At 72.2% G+C, this 18,814-nt stretch carries 17 protein-coding genes; 4 read left to right on the top strand and 13 right to left on the bottom strand.

The window, feature by feature from the left end:
* Positions 1-120: 120 nt before the first annotated feature.
* The 4 genes from OG408_RS11290 to OG408_RS11275 form a co-directional block, all read right to left on the bottom strand.
* The gene (locus OG408_RS11290) at positions 121-744 is read right to left on the bottom strand and encodes a GntR family transcriptional regulator (protein ID WP_266777905.1); all 624 of its coding nucleotides are present in this window, start codon (positions 742-744) and stop codon (positions 121-123) included.
* A 147-nt stretch (positions 745-891) separates the two neighbouring features.
* Complete coding sequence (sucB, locus tag OG408_RS11285; protein ID WP_326669644.1) at positions 892-2,685, bottom strand: 2-oxoglutarate dehydrogenase, E2 component, dihydrolipoamide succinyltransferase; 1,794 nt, start codon at positions 2,683-2,685, stop codon at positions 892-894.
* Positions 2,686-2,745: 60 nt separating this feature from the next.
* Entirely contained in the window at positions 2,746-4,134 is a 1,389-nt protein-coding gene (lpdA, locus tag OG408_RS11280; protein WP_136330087.1) for a dihydrolipoyl dehydrogenase, read from the bottom strand.
* A gap of 326 nt (positions 4,135-4,460) precedes the next feature.
* Positions 4,461-6,014: a leucyl aminopeptidase gene (locus OG408_RS11275; protein WP_326669642.1), complete on the bottom strand. Its 1,554-nt coding sequence runs from the start codon at positions 6,012-6,014 to the stop codon at positions 4,461-4,463.
* 268 nt (positions 6,015-6,282) lie between these two features.
* Between OG408_RS11275 and OG408_RS11270 the strand changes: the two genes are divergently transcribed.
* Positions 6,283-7,140, top strand: coding sequence for an endo alpha-1,4 polygalactosaminidase (locus OG408_RS11270; protein WP_266777897.1), 858 nt, complete (start codon positions 6,283-6,285; stop codon positions 7,138-7,140).
* Between the two features lie 27 nt (positions 7,141-7,167).
* Here the strand turns inward: OG408_RS11270 and OG408_RS11265 are convergent, their stop codons facing one another.
* Positions 7,168-7,947, bottom strand: coding sequence for an adenosylcobinamide-GDP ribazoletransferase (locus OG408_RS11265; RefSeq protein ID WP_266777895.1), 780 nt, complete (start codon positions 7,945-7,947; stop codon positions 7,168-7,170).
* 88 nt (positions 7,948-8,035) lie between these two features.
* Between OG408_RS11265 and OG408_RS11260 the strand changes: the two genes are divergently transcribed.
* Positions 8,036-8,797 (top strand): hypothetical protein, encoded by a 762-nt coding sequence (locus OG408_RS11260; protein ID WP_326669640.1) that lies wholly within the window; start codon positions 8,036-8,038, stop codon positions 8,795-8,797.
* Here the strand turns inward: OG408_RS11260 and OG408_RS11255 are convergent.
* The 5 genes from OG408_RS11255 to OG408_RS11235 all read right to left on the bottom strand — a co-directional run bounded on the left by OG408_RS11255 (position 8,740) and on the right by OG408_RS11235 (position 14,703).
* Positions 8,740-9,468 (bottom strand): hypothetical protein, encoded by a 729-nt coding sequence (locus OG408_RS11255; RefSeq protein WP_326669638.1) that lies wholly within the window; start codon positions 9,466-9,468, stop codon positions 8,740-8,742. The genes OG408_RS11260 and OG408_RS11255 overlap by 58 nt on opposite strands.
* Positions 9,465-11,270, bottom strand: coding sequence for a phosphatidylglycerol lysyltransferase domain-containing protein (locus tag OG408_RS11250; RefSeq protein WP_285572813.1), 1,806 nt, complete (start codon positions 11,268-11,270; stop codon positions 9,465-9,467). The genes OG408_RS11255 and OG408_RS11250 overlap by 4 nt, the downstream gene beginning before the upstream one ends.
* Positions 11,271-11,361: 91 nt before the next feature.
* Positions 11,362-12,495, bottom strand: coding sequence for a nicotinate-nucleotide--dimethylbenzimidazole phosphoribosyltransferase (gene cobT / locus OG408_RS11245; protein ID WP_285572815.1), 1,134 nt, complete (start codon positions 12,493-12,495; stop codon positions 11,362-11,364).
* Between the two features lie 120 nt (positions 12,496-12,615).
* Positions 12,616-13,455, bottom strand: coding sequence for a class I SAM-dependent methyltransferase (locus tag OG408_RS11240; protein WP_266777885.1), 840 nt, complete (start codon positions 13,453-13,455; stop codon positions 12,616-12,618).
* A gap of 45 nt (positions 13,456-13,500) precedes the next feature.
* Complete coding sequence (locus OG408_RS11235) at positions 13,501-14,703, bottom strand: bifunctional adenosylcobinamide kinase/adenosylcobinamide-phosphate guanylyltransferase (protein WP_326669634.1); 1,203 nt, start codon at positions 14,701-14,703, stop codon at positions 13,501-13,503.
* 128 nt (positions 14,704-14,831) lie between these two features.
* On the opposite strand from OG408_RS11235, the gene OG408_RS11230 reads away from it, so the two are divergent.
* Complete coding sequence (locus OG408_RS11230) at positions 14,832-15,041, top strand: hypothetical protein (protein WP_266777881.1); 210 nt, start codon at positions 14,832-14,834, stop codon at positions 15,039-15,041.
* Between the two features lie 66 nt (positions 15,042-15,107).
* Here the strand turns inward: OG408_RS11230 and OG408_RS11225 are convergent, their stop codons facing one another.
* From OG408_RS11225 to OG408_RS11215, 3 genes are all read right to left on the bottom strand, one after another.
* On the bottom strand, positions 15,108-16,199 hold the full coding sequence (locus tag OG408_RS11225; RefSeq protein WP_266777879.1) for a S1C family serine protease: 1,092 nt from the start codon (positions 16,197-16,199) through the stop codon (positions 15,108-15,110).
* A gap of 91 nt (positions 16,200-16,290) precedes the next feature.
* Positions 16,291-17,043, bottom strand: coding sequence for a class I SAM-dependent methyltransferase (locus OG408_RS11220; RefSeq protein ID WP_266786096.1), 753 nt, complete (start codon positions 17,041-17,043; stop codon positions 16,291-16,293).
* Positions 17,044-17,132: 89 nt separating this feature from the next.
* Positions 17,133-17,732: a DUF3043 domain-containing protein gene (locus tag OG408_RS11215; protein WP_266777877.1), complete on the bottom strand. Its 600-nt coding sequence runs from the start codon at positions 17,730-17,732 to the stop codon at positions 17,133-17,135.
* A gap of 296 nt (positions 17,733-18,028) precedes the next feature.
* On the opposite strand from OG408_RS11215, the gene OG408_RS11210 reads away from it, so the two are divergent.
* Positions 18,029-18,814, top strand: a complete 786-nt coding sequence (locus tag OG408_RS11210; RefSeq protein ID WP_266777875.1) for a PspA/IM30 family protein — start codon at positions 18,029-18,031, stop codon at positions 18,812-18,814.

The following is an 18,814-nucleotide window of genomic DNA, read 5'->3' as shown; positions in this document are numbered from 1 at the left end:
AGTGGCATGCGGTGCCGTGAAACGGGGCACGGAGTGACGGGATTTATCGGTCAAAAAGGGCGCCCACCTGCACAGGAGAGCGCCCCTCGCGACACATGCGCACCGCGGTGCGCGCCGGTCTCAGGCGCGCGGTGCGCAGCCGAGCACGTGCGCCTTCACCAGCACCCCGATCTCCGGGTCCCTCCGCAGGAACGCCTCGATGAGCGCCTCGTGCTCCTCGGCGTACGACTTCTGCACCGTGCCCAGCCAGCGGATCGAGAGCGCGGTGAACACCTCGATGCCCAGCCCCTCCCAGGTGTGCAGCAGGACCGCGTTGCCGGCCGCCCGGACCATCTCCCGGTGGAAGCCGACCGTGTGCCGCACCTGTGCCTCGCCGTCGGCCAGCCGGTCCGCCTCGTACAGCGCGGTCACGTGCGGGGAGAGCAGCGAGCAGTCCTCGCCGAGGCGGTCGGCCGCGAGCTCCGCCGCGATCTGCTCCAGCCCGGCCCGGACCGGGTAGCTCTCCTCCAGATCGGCCGCGGTGAGGTTGCGGACCCGGACGCCCTTGTTGGGTGCCGACTCGATCAGCCGGAGCGTCTCCAGCTCCCGCAGCGCCTCGCGCACGGGCGTCTGGCTGACCTCCAGCTCGGTGGCGATGCGCCGCTCCACGATCCGCTCGCCCGGCTTCCAGCGCCCGCTGACGATCCCGTCCACGATGTGCTCGCGGATCTGTTCGCGCAGCGAGTGGACGACGGGCGGGGTCATGAGTGGCTCCTTCGGGGCAAACCGGTGCTGCCTGCACCAACTCGGCGGCCGGAGCGACCGGTGGTGTCTAGACAATACGGCGGCGCCCCCGCCCGGGAGTGTTCCGGACGGGGGCGCCGCTGGTGAGGCTGGTTACAGCCGCGGTGCTCAGAGGCCGAGCTCGACCTCGAACTCACCGGCCTCCAGGATCGCCTTGACCGCGGTCAGGTAGCGGGCGGCGTCCGCGCCGTCCACCAGACGGTGGTCGTAGGAGAGCGAGAGGTACGTCATGTCGCGGACACCGATGACGGTGCCCTCCTCGGTCTCGATGACCGCGGGACGCTTGACGGTGGCGCCGATGCCCAGGATGGCTGCCTGGTTCGGCGGCACGATGACGGTGTCGAACAGCGCACCGCGCGAACCGGTGTTGCTGATGGTGAAGGTGGCACCGGACATGTCGTCCGGCGTCAGACCGCCACCGCGGGCCTTGCCGGCCAGCTCGGCGGTCTTCTTCGAGATACCGGCGATGTTGAGGTCGCCCGCACCCTTGATGACCGGGGTCATCAGACCCTTTTCGGCGTCCACGGCGATGCCGATGTTCTCCGAGTCGAAGTACGTGATCGTGCCTTCGTCCTCGTTGATCCGGGCGTTGACGACCGGGTGGGCCTTCAGCGCCTGGGCGGCGGCCTTGACGTAGAACGGCATCGGGGAGAGCTTGACGCCCTCACGGGCCGCGAAGCCGTCCTTCGCCTTGTTGCGCAGCTTCATCAGCTTGGTGACGTCGACCTCGACGACCGAGGTCAGCTGGGCCTGCGAGTGCAGCGCCTTCATCATGTTGTCGCCGATGACCTTGCGCATGCGGGTCATCTTGACCGTCTGACCGCGCAGCGGGGAGGCCTCCAGCTTCGGCGCCTTGGAGGCGGCGGCCGGAGCGGCGGCGGGTGCCGGGGCGGCAGCGGCGGCCTTGGCGGCCTCCGCGGCGGCGACGACATCCTGCTTGCGGATACGGCCACCGACGCCGGTGCCCTTGACCGAGCCCAGGTCGACGCCGTTCTCGGCGGCGAGCTTGCGGACCAGCGGCGTGACGTACGCGCCGTCGTCACCGGAGGTCGCGGCCGGAGCGGCCGGGGCCGCCGGGGTGACCGGAGCCTGGGCTGCGGCGGCGGGCGCCGGAGCGGCCTGTGCCGGAGCGGCGGCGGGCGCGGCGGGAGCCGCCGGAGCCGGTGCCGGAGCGGCCGGTGCGGGGGCTGCCGGAGCCGGTGCCGGTGCCGGAGCTGCGGCGGGGGCCGGTGCCGGAGCGGCGGCCGGAGCCGGAGCGGCGGGGGCCGGAGCCGCGGCCGGGGCGGCACCCGGAGCACCGATGACGGCGAGCTTGGCGCCGACCTCGGCGGTCTCGTCCTCGGCGACGACGATCTCCAGCAGCACGCCGGAGACCGGGGCCGGGATCTCGGTGTCGACCTTGTCCGTGGAGACCTCGAGCAGGGGCTCGTCCTCCGTGACCTCCTCGCCGACCTCCTTCAGCCAGCGGGTGACGGTGCCCTCGGTGACGCTCTCGCCGAGCGCAGGGAGGGTGACGTCGGTGCCGGAGGCACCACCGGCCGGGGCGGCGGCCGGAGCCTCGGCCGCGGGGGCCGGGGCCTCGGCGGGGGCCTCGGCGGCGGGCGCCGGGGCCGGGGCGGCCTCGGGCTCGGCGGCCGGAGCCTCGGCGGGGGCCGGGGAGCCGGTGCCGTCGTCGATGACGGCCAGCTCGGCGCCGACCTCGACGGTCTCGTCCTCGGCGACCTTGATCGAGGCCAGGATGCCGGAGGCGGGGGCCGGGATCTCGGTGTCGACCTTGTCGGTCGACACCTCGAGCAGCGGCTCGTCGGCCTCGACGCGCTCGCCCTCGGCCTTCAGCCAGCGGGTGACAGTGCCCTCGGTGACGCTCTCGCCGAGCGCCGGAAGGGTTACGGAAACCGACATGGTTTCAGTTGCTCCTAACGAAAATGCGGAAGTGGTCGGTCGTCGCGCCCGGTCGACTGGTCAGTCGTGGGAGTGCAGGGGCTTGCCGGCGAGTGCCAGGTGGGCCTCGCCCATCGCCTCGTTCTGCGTCGGGTGGGCGTGGATGAGCTGCGCGACCTCGGCCGGCAGCGCCTCCCAGTTGTAGATCAGCTGGGCTTCGCCGACCTGCTCGCCCATACGGTCACCGACCATGTGGACGCCGACCACGGCACCGTCCTTGACCTGGACGAGCTTGATCTCGCCCGCGGTCTTGAGGATCTTGCTCTTGCCGTTGCCCGCGAGGTTGTACTTCAGCGCGACGACCTTGTCCGCGCCGTAGAGCTCCTTGGCCTTGGCCTCGGTGATGCCGACGGAGGCGACCTCGGGGTGGCAGTACGTCACCTTCGGGACACCGTCGTAGTCGATCGGCACGGTCTTCATGCCGGCCAGACGCTCCGCCACGAGGATGCCCTCGGCGAAGCCGACGTGCGCCAGCTGAAGGGTCGGGACCAGGTCGCCCACGGCCGAGATGGTCGGGACGTTCGTCTGCATGTACTCGTCGACGAGGACGTAGCCGCGGTCCATCGCGACGCCCGCCTCCTCGTAGCCGAGGCCCTGCGAGACCGGGCCGCGGCCGATCGCGACGAGCAGCAGCTCCGCCTCGAACGTCTTGCCGTCGGCCAGGGTCACCCGGACGCCGTCCTGGGTGTACTCGACACCCTGGAAGAACGTACCGAGGTTGAACTTGATGCCGCGCTTGCGGAAAGCGCGCTCAAGAAGCTTCGAGCTGTTCTCGTCCTCGACCGGGACCAGGTGCTTCAGGCCCTCGACGATGGTGACGTCGGTGCCGAAGGACTTCCACGCCGAGGCGAACTCGACGCCGATGACGCCGCCGCCCAGCACGATCGCGGACTTCGGCACGCGGTCCAGCTTCAGCGCGTGGTCCGAGGAGATGACGCGGTTGCCGTCGATCTCCAGGCCCGGGAGCGACTTCGGCACGGAGCCGGTCGCCAGGAGCACGTGGCGGCCCTGGATGCGCTGGCCGTTCACATCCACCGAGGTCGCGGAGGACAGACGTCCCTCACCCTCGATGTAGTGCACCTTGCGGGAGGCGATGAGACCCTGCAGACCCTTGTACAGGCCCGAGATCACGTCGTCCTTGTACTTGTGGACGGCCGCCATGTCGATGCCCTCGAAGGTGGCCTTGACACCGAACTGGTCGGCCTCGCGCGCCTGGTCGGCGATCTCGCCGGCGTGCAGCAGGGCCTTCGTGGGAATGCAGCCGTTGTGCAGGCAGGTGCCGCCGACCTTGCCCTTCTCGATCAGGGCGACGTCCAGGCCCAGCTGCGCTCCGCGCAGGGCCGCGGCATAACCGCCGCTACCACCGCCGAGGATCACTAGGTCGAAAACGGTGCTGGCGTCGTTCGCCACGTCACGTCCTCCATGCATGTGCGCCGTACGCCGGGCCCCGTCATCGGGGTGTGACCGGCCGGTCGGCTGGTGTTCGGCCGCTTTTGTCTTTCGGCCCTGTGGTGGGGGCCCTGTCCTGCCGAGAACCCATCTTCGCACTTGTTGACGGTGGGCGGGACGCGGGGCCCGTGTCTGAGACGGATGATCGTCCGTCCCAGCGGGTTACCGCTGCGTAGGGACGTACCGATTTCGTCGAGAGCGAAACCGTTGCGACCTCTGCGGCGGTGCCGTGGGGAGAACACGTACGGCCCCGGACGTATGCCCGGGGCCGTACGCCAGCGACGACCTCAGCCGAGGTCTCCGGCCGCGGTGCGCTCCGCCAGCTTCACCAGGGTGCGGACCGCGGATCCGGTGCCGCCCTTCGGTGTGTAGCCGTACGGCGCGCCCTCGTGGAAGGCCGGGCCCGCGATGTCCAGGTGGGCCCAGGCGATGCCCTCGCCCACGAACTCCTGCAGGAACAGACCGGCCACCAGGCCGCCGCCCATCCGCTCGCCCATGTTGGCGATGTCGGCGGTCGGGGAGTCCATGCCCTTGCGCAGGTCCGCCGGGAGCGGCATCGGCCAGGAGGCCTCACCGACCTCTTCGGCGATCTCGTGGATCGAGGTACGGAAGGCGTCGTCGTTCGCCATGATGCCGAACGTGCGGTTGCCCAGCGCCAGCACCATCGCGCCGGTCAGGGTCGCCACGTCGACGATCGCGTCCGGGTTCTCCTCCGAGGCGCGGGTCAGCGCGTCGGCGAGGACGAGCCGGCCCTCGGCGTCCGTGTTCAGGACCTCGACGGTCTTGCCGCTGTACATGTGAAGCACGTCACCGGGGCGGGTGGCGTTGCCCGAGGGCATGTTCTCCGCGAGCGCCAGCCAGCCGGTGACGTTGACCCGCAGGCCGATCCGGGCGGCCGCGACGACGGTCGCGAACACGGCGGCGGCGCCGCTCATGTCGCACTTCATCGTCTCGTTGTGGCCGGCCGGCTTCAGCGAGATGCCGCCCGAGTCGTAGGTGATGCCCTTGCCCACGAGGGCCAGGGTCTTCTCCGCCTTGGGGTGCGTGTAGGCGAGCTTCACCAGGCGCGGGCCGTGGGTCGAGCCCTGGCCGACACCCAGCAGGCCGCCGTAGCCGCCCTTGACGAGCGCCTTCTCGTCGAGGACCTGCACCTTGATGCCGTGCTCCTTGCCGGCGGCCGTGGCCACGGCGGCGAAGGACTCGGGGTACAGGTCGTTCGGCGGGGTGTTGATCAGGTCGCGGGCGCGGTTGATCTCCTCGACCAGCGCGACCGCGCGCTCGGCGGCGGCCTTGAACGCCTTGTCGCGCGGCTTGGTGCCGAGCAGGGCGACCTCGGCCAGCGGCTGCTTCGCGCCCTGGGCCTTGGCGCCCTTGGGGGCGAGCTTGTTCTCGCCGCCCTGGTAGGCGGTGAAGGCGTACGCGCCCAGCAGCGCGCCCTCCGCGATGGCCGCGGCGTCCTCGACGGAGCCGACGGGCAGGGCGAAGCCGGCCTTCTTGGCGCCGATGAGGGAGCGGGCGGCGGAGCCCGCGGCCCGGCGCAGCGCCTCGGCGTCGTACGAGCCGTCCATCTCCGGGACCGGGCCGAGTCCGGCCGCGATGACGACCGGGACCTTCAGGCCGTCGGGCGCGGGGAGCTTGGTGAGTTCGCCCTCGGCACCGGAGGCGCCCAGGGTCGCCAGGACGGTGGCGAGCTTTCCGTCGAACGCCTTGTCCACGGCCTCGGCGCCCGGTGCGAGGACCAGGTCACCGGACTTGGAGCCGGCGCCCTTGGCGACGCCGACGACGAGCGCGTCGGCGCGCAGCGTCGCCGCACCGGCAGTGCTGAGAGTGAGAGCAGTCACGGTGGTGAAATCTCGCTTCCGTTGAGTTCTGTGACGGGCCGTGCTGGCCAGTGTTGGCTGAGAGGGCGGGCCGACCGTGCCCGGCGCATCGTAGACGCCGCCGCAATGTGCCGGGAATGAGCCTACGCGCGCCTTTGCTGCCCCATTACGGCGGCGGGCCGTCGGCGCACCGGCGCGGTCGTACCGTTGTCACCCCGGGAAGATCGTCCCGGGGGAACGGACCACGACCGCAACGGCGTTGGCCGACGTCCTGCGGACAGGGGGAACGATGCACGACCGGGTGGCCACGCACGGGACCGGACGGCCGCCCGCGGTGTCCGTCGCCGTACTGATTCTGTTGGTGATGCTGGCCGGCTGCACGTCGGCGCCCCGCCCCGCCCCGCCGCCGGCCCCGTCCGGCCCGTCCGCCGGGGCGCGCTGGCAGCCCGCGCCGGGCACCGACTGGCAGTGGCAGCTCTCCGGCCGGCTGGACACCACGGTGGACGCGCCGGTGTACGACATCGACGGCTTCGACCACGCGGCGGACCAGGTGGCGGCCCTGCACCGCAAGGGGCGCAAGGTCATCTGCTACCTGTCCACCGGCGCCTGGGAGGAGTTCCGCCCGGACGCGGCGCGGTTCCCCACCGCGGTCCTCGGCAAGGGCAACGGCTGGAAGGGCGAGCGCTGGCTCGACATCCGCCGCACCGACGTCCTGGAGCCGCTGATGGAGAGCCGGATCGCCATGTGCGCGAAGAAGGGCTTCGACGCGGTGGAGCCCGACAACATGGACGGCTACCGCAACCGGACCGGCTTCCCGCTGACCGCCGCCGACCAGCTGCGCTACAACCGGCTCGTCGCCCGGATCGCCCACCGCCACCACCTCGCGGTCGGTCTGAAGAACGACCTGCCGCAGATTCCCGAGCTGGTCGGGGACTTCGACTTCGCGGTCAACGAGCAGTGCGCCCAGTACGAGGAGTGCGCGGAGCTCTCCCCGTTCGTGAAGGCGGGCAAGGCGGTCTTCCACGTGGAGTACGAGCTGCCCGTGGCGCGGTTCTGCGCACAGTCCCGGCGGCTGGGGCTGAGCTCGCTGCTCAAGAAGTACGAGCTCGGCGTCTGGCGTGAGAGGTGCCCGGCGGCGGGGGCCTGACGGTCCGCCGGACGGCCTCGCGGCGGCTCAGCCGAGCGCCAGTCCCACCAGGGTCACCGTGGCCGCCGTCTCCGCCAGGGCTCCGAACACATCGCCGGTCACCCCGCCGAACCGCCGCACGCAGTGCCGCAGCAGCCCCTGGGCCACCGCGAGCGCGGCGAGGGCGGCCAGGGCGTAGCGCAGCGCCCCGTACCCGCCGAACAGCGCGCCTGCGCCCGCGCAGCCCGCCACCACCACGAGCGCGGCCACGGCCGCGCCGGCGGCCGGGACCGTGCCCGCGACCGCGGCGCCGAGTCCCTCGGGGCGGGCCGCCGGGACACCGCGGCGGGCGGCCAGGGTCAGGGCGAGCCGGGCGACGACCGCGGACGCGGCGGCCGCGACCGCGCCCTCGGCCCAGCCCCGGGCGTACAGCTGCTGAAGGACCGCCACCTGGGCGAGCAGGGCGAACACCAGGGTGATCACACCGAATGGCCCAATGTCCGACTGCTTCATGATGCGCAGCGCGTCGTCGGCCGGTTTGCCGCTGCCCAGTCCGTCGGCGGTGTCCGCGAGTCCGTCGAGGTGCAGCCCCCGGGTGAGGGCCGCCGGCACCGCGGCCGAGGCGACCGCGGCGAGCAGCGGCCCCGAGCCGGACAGCAGCAACAGGCTGCCCGGCACCGCCGCGAGCGCCCCCACGACGAGGCCGGCCAGCGGGGCGCACAGCATGCCGGCCCGGGCGGTCCCGCGGTCCCAGCGGGTGACACGGACGGGGAGCACGGTGAGGGTGCCGAAGGCGAAACGCAGGCCGTGGCTGTTCAGGGAGGTCACGGCGCGCAGGCTAATCGCTGGGCGCGGCCGATAGATTGGGCGAAGCCGTACATAGACGTGCATAAGTGATGGAGCGGGAGTGGGTGGGATGGGTCACTGGTTCGACCGGAACATCGTCGAGCCGGGGAAGCTGCCCCTGCTCCTGGCGCTGACCGCCTTCGTGCTGACCTTCGCGATCACCCGGGTCATCACCCGGATGATCCGGGCCGGCAAGGGGCCGTTCGGCAACATCACACCGGGCGGGGTCCATGTCCATCACGTGGTGCCGGGCGTGGTGCTGAGCGTGGTCGGCGGATTCGGCGCGGTGGCCAGCGGCAAGCACGGCTTCGCGGCCGGGACCTGCGCGGTGGTCTTCGGGATGGGGGCGGGGCTGGTGCTGGACGAGTTCGCCCTGATCCTGCACATGGACGACGTGTACTGGACCGAGCAGGGCCGGCAGAGCGTGGAGGTGGTGATCCTGACCGCCGCCCTGGTGCTGCTGGTGCTCGGCGGGTTCTCCCCGCTCGGCGTGGACGATCTGAGCGACGATCAGCAACAGGGCCGGCTCGGCGTCGTCCTCACCCTCGTCGTCAACTTCTGCTTCGTGCTGATCGCCCTGTTCAAGGGCAAGGCGCGGATGGCGGTGCTCGGCACCCTGATCCCGTTCGTCGCCCTCATCGGGGCGGTCCGGCTGGCCCGGCCCACCTCGATGTGGGCGAAGCGGTTCTACCGCAACCGGCACCGGGCCCGCTCCAGGGCGGTGCTGCGCGCCTACCACCACGACGTCCGCTGGGCCGGACCGCGAAGGAGGTTTCAGGACTTGATCGGCGGCGCACCCGACCGGGTCCCGGCCCCCTCGCCCAAGCCCTGACGGCGCCGCGCCCGCCGCCCGTCCCGCAGGGCCCGGGCCGCGCACAGGGCGAGCGCCGCCGCGATGGCCGCCAGGTGCTCCTTGCCCGCCAGGTTGTCCTTGAGGGCGATCTCGGCCACCATCGCCGCGATCACCAGACCGCCGGTGAACCAGGCCCGGTACACCCAGCAGACGCAGACGGCCAGGGCGACCACCGCCGCCGAGGGGCCCGTGTCGACGACCAGCGCGTCGGAGCCGGGCAGGCCGAGGAACCCGTCCGGCCCGACGGCGATGCCGATCCGCGCGTACAGAGTTCCGGCGAGCGTCGCGACGTACGCGATCAGCAGCGTCCGCCACCGGCCGAGGCAGATCTCGGCGATCCCGAACACCAGCAGCACCTGCGCCAGCGCACCCCACACCGGCAGATCGAGCGCGGGGACGAACAGCGACAGCGGGGTGCGCAGCAGCGCCGCCCACAGCGGGTCCTCGGCGCGCACCGACGCCAGCGTCTGCACCGGCCCGTAGCCCCAGGACCGGTTCTGCACCACCTGGACCAGCGCCGTCAGGGCGACCGCGGCCAGCGTCATCGGGACGGCCCGCAGCCGTTCGGCCGCGAGTGCCGTCCGCACGGTCGTCCACAGCGGACCCCACTCCCGGCGGGCCGCCCGGCCGAGCGCGCGCACCGCTCTCATCCACGCGGTCCGAGCTGCGAGCGGTGCAGCCACTTGGGGAGCCCGGGTGCCTCCAGGAACCCTTCGGCGCGGCCCGCGGCGACGCCGATGCGCAGCAGGTCCGCGCTCTTCTCGAAGAGCAGGTAGCGCGGCTCCCAGATCGGCCGGTACTTGGCGTTGGCGCGGTACAGCGACTCGATCTGCCACCAGCGGGAGAAGAAGCTCAGCAGTGAACGCCACAGCCGGAGCACCGGTCCCGCGCCGAGCCGCGAGCCGCGTTCGAAGACCGAGCGGAACATCGCGAAGTTCAGCGACACCTGCGTGACGCCGATCTTCCCGGCCCGTTGCAGGAGTTCGATGACCATGAACTCCATCAGTCCGTTCTCGGCGTCCCGGTCACGGCGCATCAGGTCGAGGGAGAGGCCGTTGGGCCCCCAGGGCACGAAGCTCAGCACGGCCCGCAGCTCCCCGGGACCGCCGTCGTCGCCGGGGGCGGTGTCGCGGCATTCGAGCATCACGCACTGCCCGTCGGCCGGGTCGCCGAGCCGCCCCAGGGCCATCGAGAAGCCGCGTTCGGTCGCGCCGTCGCGCCAGTCGTCGGCCCGCCGCACCAACTCGGCCATCTCGGCCCCGGGAATGTCCGCGTGCCGGCGCACCGTCACCTCGTAACCGGCCCGCTTGACCCGGTTGTACGCCTGCCGGACGGTCCGCATCGCCCGCCCCTCCAGGGTGAAGTCGGCGGTCTCCACGATCGCCTCGTCGCCCAGCTCCAGGGCGTCGAGGCCGTGCCGGGCGTAGATCGTGCCGCCCTCCTCGCTCGCCCCCATCACCGCGGGGATCCAGCCGTGCTCGCGGGCCTCGGCCAGCCAGGGGCCGATCGCCCCGGGCCAGGCCTCGGGGTCGCCGATCGGGTCGCCGGAGGCCAGCGAGACCCCGCCGACCACCCGGTAGGTGACGGCCGCCTTCCCGGTCGGCGACCAGATGACGCTCTTCTCGCAGCGCAGCGCGAAGTAGCCCAGCGAGTCGCGCTCACCGTGCTTGTCGAGCAGGGCGCGCAGCGCCGTCTCGTCCTCGGGCGTGATCGGGTCGACCGCGCGGCGGGAGCGGAAGGCCGCGTACACGACGGCGATCAGCAGCAGGGTGGACAGGATGTTGATGACGACGTTGACCCAGCCCGGAGTGGAGATGCCGGGGAACCGGGAGTCGTCCGCCGCGACGGAGACGAGGCGCAGCGCGCCGTAGCGCCAGCGGTCCAGGAACGTCGAACGGTAGTCGTCGTGCGCGGTGTTGGTGACGGTGACCAGGCCGGCGGCGATCAGCGAGGTGACCAGCAGTCCGCCGACCGCCACCAGCGCGGCCAGCTTCGGGTTGGACCGGTCGCCCTTCGCGTAGAACTCGCGCCGGCCGAGGGCCAGGGCGAGGACGAAGACGGCGGTCAGCGCCAGCGAGATCCAGTTCTGCGGGTACCGGCGGACCTCCGGAAAGCCGATCACCGCGGCGAAGAGCAGCAGCGTGAGTCCGCTCAGCACCGTGTTCACGATCCACGCGGCCCGTTTGCGCCGCCGCATCGTGACGGCGAGGAACAGCGCGACCACCCCGGACGAGAAGCCCGCGGTGAGCAGATAGGGCGTGAAGTAGTTCTCGGTGTTGTGGCGGCGCAGGTCCTGGCCGAAGGTGACCCAGACGGCACTCAGGAAATTGATGAACGACACGACGCGCAGGTACCAGATGGCGAACGCCGCGCTGCGTCGCGACCGTTCGGTGCTCTGCGGCCGGGCGGTGCCCCGCCCGGATTCCTCGCTGGCCAATCGGACCTCTCCCATGAAAAGCGATCATATGGGGCATCGCGCTTCATGAGGAGGCGCCCTGCGGCCGGTGTCCGGGCGGCCGCAGTCCTCGACCCTCAGGGGTGGATCAGGCCGGGTCGGCCACCGCGGCCCCTCCGCCGGCGGCCGCCTCCTCGTTGTCGTCGGTGTACTCGGCGGCCTTCGTCTCGTCCGCGTCGTCCTCCGATGCGCGTTCGGGCAGCTCCGCCGCCAGCGCGGCCGCGGCCTGGACGAACGGAAGGGCGAGCAGTGCCCCGCTTCCTTCACCGACGATGACGCCGTGGTCCAGCAGCGGGTTGAGCGCCATCCGGTCCAGCGCCTTCGCCTGCGCCGGCTCACCGCTCAACTGCCCCGCCAGCCACCAGTCCGGCGCCCGGAACGCGGCCCGCTGCGCGACCAGCGCCGCGGCCGCCGAGACCACGCCGTCCAGGATCACCGGCAGCCGGCGCACCGCGCACTGCAGCAGGAACCCCGTCATCGCCGCCAGATCGGCACCGCCCACCGTGGCCAGCAGCTCAAGCTGGTCGCCCAGGACCGGACGGGCCCGGCGCAGCGCGTCACGGACCGCCGCGCACTTGCGCATCCAGGCCAGGTCGTCGATCCCCGTGCCGCCGCGCCCGGTGACCACCGAGGCGTCGGTGCCACAGAGCGCCGCGATCAGGGTGGCCGCTGCCGTCGTACCGCCGACGCTCAGATCGCCGAGCACCACCAGATCGGTGCCCGAGTCGGCCTCCTCGTCGGCGATCGCCATACCGAGGCGCACCGCCTGCTCGGCCTCCTCGGCCGTCATCGCGTCCTCGACGTCGATCCGGCCGCTGCCGCGCCGCACCCGGGTCCGCACCACCGCGTCCGGCAGCAGCTGCGGATCGCAGTCCAGACCGGCGTCGACGATCCGTACGGGCACGGAGAACCTGCGGGCCAGCACCGCGAGCGGCGTCGAGCCGTCCAGCGTCGCCCGCACCAGCTCGTGCGCGCTGCCGGCCGCACGGCCGGACACCCGCAGCTCCGCCACCCCGTGATCACCGGCGAAGAGCACCACGCGCGGCTGTTCGATCGCCCTGACCGGCACGGCCTGCTGCGCGGCCGAGAGCCATTCGCCCAGTTCGTCGAGGCGGCCGAGGGCGCCGGGCGGCACGATGAACCGCTCCCGGCGTTCCTCGGCATCTCGCCGCACACCCCCGTCGGGGCGTTCGATCAGGTCGGAGAAGTCGTCCAGATTCACGGGGGTCTGCCTCGCGGGTCGTGTGGGGTGGCCGGGGAGCCCGGCGCGGGCTCGGAGGCCGCCGGGTGGCCTCGGAGCCTCTTGACGGGAACAGTACCTGCCGCGTTTTCCGGCCCTCCCTCAGTGCGCCGCCCGGTCCCCGAAGCGCAGCAGGGTCATCGCGGGTGTCAGGGTCCGCACCCCGGGGAGCAGGTTCTGGACCCGGATCAGTTCGCCCATGGCGCCGCGCCCGCGCGGCAGACGCAGCGCCCGCACCTCGGTGATGCCCGGATGCGCGCCGCGCAGCTTCCCGCGCTCACCCGGGTCCATCGCCCAGCGCATCGGCGGGATCGTCATGGCGCCCACCTTCGAGGTGCCCGCCACCGTGCCCTTCGCGAGCCACCTCGACATCGTGTCCAGGACGAGGATCCCGCCCGGCAGCCGTTCGGCGCAGGCGGCCAGTACGCGGCGCACCTCGGCGGGGCGCAGATACATCAGCAGCCCCTGCGCCGTGACGACCACGCCCCGGCCCTCCGGGTCCTCGATCTCGTCCAGCCAGGAGAGGTCCGTCGCCGACCCGGACAGCGTCCGCAGCCGGTCCGAGGGCGGCAGCAGCGTGTGGCGCAGGGTGGCGACCTCGGGCAGCTCCACGCTCAGCCAGTCCAGCCGGCCGTTGTCCACCCGCCAGAACCCGGTCTCCAGACCGTCTCCGAGCGCGACCACGGTGGCCCGCGGCCGGTCGTCGAGGTACTCCTGCACGGCCAGGTCGAAGCAGCGCGACCGCAGCCCCTGCGCCTGCGAGTGGAACGGGCCGGGCACCCCGAACCGCTCTTCGAAGGGATAGTCCAGGTTCGCCAGCAACTCGAGCGCCATCGGGTCGTCCAGCACCGGATAGGGCCGGCCCGCCTCGTACGCCCGGTTGTACAACGTCCACAGCAGGGTCTCCGGCACCCCGTTCAGCATCGGCCGCACACGTGCCATGTCCGCTCCTCCTGTTCCGTTCCGTCTCTTCCGGCGGGCGGTCGCTCAGCCGCGCAGGGTCAGCGCCTGCCCGGCGACCACCAGCAGCACCTGCTCGCACTCGTCGGCGACCGCGGCGTTCAGCCGGCCCAGCTCGTCCCGGAAGCGCCGGCCGGCGGCGGTCGCGGGCACCACGCCCGACCCGGTCTCGTTGGTCACCACGACGACGGTGCGCCGCGTCCCGCGGACCGCGGCCACCAGCTCGGCGGTCCGCTCCCGCAGCGCCCGCTCACCTCCGCCTGCCCAGGCCTCGTCGTCCCAGGCATCCACCCGGTCCATCGCGTCCGTCAGCCAGAGCGAGAGGCAGTCGATCAGCAGCGGCGGCCCGTCCGATGCCAGCAGCTCCGCCGGCTCGCAGGTCTCCTCGGTGCGCCAGGCCGCCGGTCTGCGCTCCCGGTGCAGCCCGATCCGGGCCGCCCACTCCACGTCGCCCTCCCGGCCGCCGCCGGTCGCCACGTACACGACCTCGGGGTACGTCTCCAGCCGCCGCTCGGCCTCGACGGACTTGCCGGACCGCGCGCCGCCGGTCACCAGCGTGCGCCGGGGGACCTCGGCCGCCGCGTGGTACCCGCCGACGGTCAGCGTCGTGCCGTCCGGCACCGCCCGCGCCCCGGCGGCGGCGAGCCGGCGGTCGAGCTCGGGGCCGGACGGGGCGTCGTGGTCCAGATGGACGGCGATCAGTTCGGTGTCCGGTCCGACCGCCTCGACGGCGCGCAGCCGGGCCACCGCGTCGGGCCGTCCCACGACGTCACCGACGACCATGTCGTACGCCTCCGCCACCCGGTCGGCGAGACCTGCCGGAGCGGCGCCCGGCGGCAGGTAGAGCAGCCGCTCGCCCTCCGGTGACGTCACCTCGTACCCGGTGCCCGGCGCGTCCATCGGAACGGCCCGCACCCGGTGTCCGCTGATCAGCGTCAGCACCCGTCCGTCCGGCACCCGGCCGGCCGGGGGCAGCCCGGCGGGCAGCTCGACGGCGGGGCCGTCGTGCGGATGGGTGAGCAGCACCTGCCGTACGCCCGTGAGTGAATGCCCCGCACGGGCGGCGGCGAACACCGCCCCGGGGGTGAGGTCGAGCAGCAGCGCGTCGTCGACCAGCAGAGCGGTCGCGGCCCGCGCACGCGCCCCGCGGGCGGTGGCGCAGGCGGCGCAGGGGCAGTCGGGCCGCGGCAGCCCGTCGGGGGCTCCGGTGCCGAGCAGAGTCAGTTCCACGCCCCGATCCTCCCGCGTCCCCGCACCGGGTGCGCGACGTGGGGGTGACCGGAGGTGCCGGGGCCCCTTCCCGCGCTGGTCGTAAGCACTAGGCTGCGGGACGGAACAAAGTGACCCAGGAGGCGGACATGGCGTGGACGTGGCGGTTCGAGAAGTCCGACGGTACGGAGACGGAGCCGGCCCTGCAGCCGGACGAATTCACGACACAGGGTGACGCGGAGTCCTGGATCGGTGAGTACTGGAAGGAACTCCTCGACGGCGGGGCGGACCAGGCGACGCTCTTCGACGACACGACGAAGATCTACGGCCCGATGAGCCTCCAGGCCGAGCAGAGCTGAACGGAACGAACGCCGGGCGGGCCCGAGAGGGCCCGCCCGGCGTTGTCCGGACCGTGTGCCGGGGAGTCAGATCTCGCCGAGCGTGACCTCGGCCGTCCGGTCCGCACCGGCGCGCTGGTACGTCACGGTGACCTTCTGGCCCGGCTTGTCCGACGCCAGCGCCTCCGAGAGGGAGGTGATCGTGGTGACGGGAGTGCTGCCGATCTTGGTGATGATGTCGCCGGCCCGCAGCCCCGCCTTCTCCGCGGCGCCGCCCTTCGTCACGCTGACGAGCGCGACCCCCGCCGGCTGGTAGCTGTCGTCGACGACGGTCCGGCCGGTGATGTTCAGCGCGGCCCGGCCGGAGTCGGTGACCTTGCCGCTCTTGATGATCTGGTCAGCGACCGTCTTCACCATCGAGACGGGGATGGCGAAGCCGATGCCAGGCGCCGCGCTGTCACCCATCTGGGGGTCCGTGGCCGCCAGCGTCGGGATGCCGATGACCTCGCTGTCCAGGTTCACCAGGGCGCCGCCGCTGTTGCCCGGGTTGATCGCCGCCGAGGTCTGCACCATGTTGGCGATGGTCGCGCCCGTGCCGCCGCCGGCGCGGGTCTCGCTCACGGTCCGGCCGAGCGCCGAGACGATGCCCTGGGTGACGCTGCTGGACAGGCCAAGGGGCGAGCCCATCGCCAGCACGATCTGGCCGACCGCGACCTTCTCCGAGTCGCCGAACTTCGCGGGCTTCAGCCCGTCCGGGACGTCGTCGAGCTTGATGACCGCGAGATCCTGCTCGGGATAGGCGGCGACCAGCGAGGCGCTCAGCACCTTCTCGCCGGTGGCCACGGTCACCTTGAAGGTCTTCTCGTCGCCGACGACATGGGCGTTGGTGACGATGTGGCCCTTGGCGTCGTAGACGATGCCGGAGCCGAGACTGTCCGAGGCGTCGATCTGCACCACCGAGGGAAGCACGTCCTCGATGACGGACTGGTATTCGCTCTGAAGATCACCGGTGGCCTTCGCGGCCGAGCCCTGCTGGGTCGAACCGGACTTCGTCGCGGAGGCGTCGGAGGCTGGGGAGTTCGAGTCGGAGCAACCGCTCACCAGCGCGATCGCACAGACACCTGCGGACAGGGGCAGCAGCAGCCGGCGCACACGGCTGCGGGAGTGAAAGGCATCCATGTCCGGATTATTACGTTTAACCCCATTGGCGGCCTGCCGGGCGCACCCGCCCGGGGAGCTCCCGGCCGAAGGGCCGTCCTGCGGGGCGGTGTCAGCCCCGCACGCCGCACAGGTGCAGCAGCGCGGCCACCCTGCGGTACGGATCCGTGCGTCCCGCCCGGTCCTCCGCGGCCAGCACCCGCTCCAGCTCCGCCGCCGACGGCAGTTCCGCGTCGTTGCTCACGTTGTCCGTGAAGACCCGCACCCCGTACCAGGCGCGCAGCGGTGCGGCGATCCCGGCGAGCGTCGCGGTGAGGGCGTCGAGCCGGTCCGCGCGCACGGAGAGCCCGAGGCGGTTGGTGTACCGGTCCGTGTCGAACGCGGTCAGCGCCGCGTCCCAGTCCCCGGCGGTCCCGGGCCGCATCGCCAGCGCGTCCGCGTTCCGCACGAGCAGCGACAGCAGTCCGCCCGGGGCGAGCATCCGGGCCAGACCGGCCACCATGGCGTCGGGCTCCTGGACGTACATCAGGACGCCGTGGCAGAGCACCACGTCGAAACTGCCGGGCAGGAAGTGGACCCCGGTGTCCTGGCCGTTGCCCTCGATGAGCCGGACCCGCTCACGGATGCCGGCGGGCTCGCCGCCGAGCGCCTCGCGGGCGACCCGCAGCATCTCGGCGTCGGATTCGAGACCCGTGACCGTGTGACCGGCCCGGGCCAGGCGCAGCGCCTGGGTGCCCTGGCCCATGCCGACATCGAGGATCCGCAGCCGCTGCCCGACCGGGAAGCGCGCCGCGATCTGCTCGTCCAGCTGCCGGGCGACCAGCTCCTGGCGGACGGTGTTGCGCAGTCCGCCGAGCCCCTTCAGCCAGGCCGGCGAAGCCCCGGCGAAACCGGGGACCGCATCACCCGGCCGACCGGCGGACACGCCGCCGGCCGGACCGGAGAGATCCGTACTCAGGGCCGCTCTCCGCGCTTGACCTGCGGCTTCGGCAGCCGGAGCCGGCGCATCTGGAGCGTACGCATCAGGCCGTAGGCGACCGCGCCACGCTTGGGCGTGTCCGGGAAGCGCTCGTTCAGCTGCTTGCGCAGCCGGAACGTGAGCCCGATCGAGTCGATGACGATCAGCACGATCACGCCGAGCCAGAGCAGCAGCGAGATGTTCTGGATGCCCTGCACCTGGATCACGCTGAGGATCAGGATGACCACGGCGAGGGGCAGGAAGAACTCCGCGATGCAGAAGCGCGAGTCCACGAAGTCGCGGACGAAGCGGCGCACCGGACCCTTGTCGCGGGCCGGCAGATAGCGCTCGTCGCCACTGGCCAGCGCCTCGCGCTGCTTGGCCATGTCGACACGGCGCGCTTCGCGCTGGCGCTTCATGGCCTCCTTGCGGTCGGTCGGCGCACCACTGGAGGCACGGCGGCGCTGCGACTGGGCGTCGCTGCGCTTGGGGGTGGGGCGACCTTTGGGGGCCTGCGGGTCGCGGGACGTCTTGGAGAGGTCCGCCGTCACCTTGTCGGTGGGGGCCTTCTCTTCCTTGGAGCGGCTACGGAACACAAGGCCCAAGGGTACGGGGTCGATCGCCACGACCCCAGGCCGGCCGGGAACGATCCGGCAACGGCCTGCGTCCTCGCTGGTGTGCGAGCGGGACGATACGGGCGTCACCACCGGTTTCCCTGACCTTCACCTACTCCCTGGGCCGGAGTGGTCACCGGTGGCAGTCGTCCTTGGGGAGGACCCCATCCTTGCTCGAACAGTGCGGTAATAGAGGCAGGGCCCGTACTGTGGGTTCTGTTGGAGTGCTGGAGACCCGTTAAGTCAGAAGGGGGCGCGCGAAGCCCATGAGCGGTGTCATGAAGCGTATGGGGATGATCTTCCGCGCGAAGGCAAACAAGGCCCTGGACCGGGCCGAGGATCCGCGCGAGACCCTCGATTACTCGTACCAGAAGCAGCTGGAGCTGCTTCAGAAGGTGCGCCGCGGTGTCGCCGATGTGGCGACCTCGCGCAAGCGCCTGGAGCTGCAGCTGAACCAGCTGCAGGGCCAGACGTCCAAGCTGGAGGACCAGGGCCGCAAGGCGCTCGCGCTCGGCCGCGAGGACCTGGCCCGCGAGGCGCTGTCGCGCCGCGCCGCCCTCCAGCAGCAGGTCACCGACCTGGAGACGCAGCACACCACGCTGCAGGGCGAGGAGGAGAAGCTCACTCTGGCGGCCCAGCGGCTGCAGGCCAAGGTCGACGCCTTCCGTACGAAGAAGGAGACGATCAAGGCCACCTACACGGCCGCCCAGGCGCAGACCCGGATCGGCGAGGCCTTCTCCGGCATCTCCGAGGAGATGGGCGACGTCGGCCTGGCCATCCAGCGGGCCGAGGACAAGACCCAGCAGCTCCAGGCCCGCGCGGGCGCGATCGACGAGCTGCTCGCCTCCGGCGCCCTGGACGACCCGACCGGCACGGCGAAGGACGACCTCACCGCCGAGCTGGACCGGATCTCCGGTGGTTCGGACGTGGAGCTGGAGCTGCAGCGCATGAAGGCCGAACTGGCCGGCGGCTCCCCCTCGAAGCAGGCCATCGAGGGCGGCCCGCAGGACGCCGCCCAGCAGCAGTCCCCGACCCAGACCCCGCACAAGTTCGACAAGAATTAA

The organism is Streptomyces sp. NBC_01257 (genome assembly GCF_035917255.1).
GTDB lineage: Bacteria > Actinomycetota > Actinomycetes > Streptomycetales > Streptomycetaceae > Streptomyces.
This window is presented reverse-complemented; position numbering and strand designations above follow the sequence as displayed.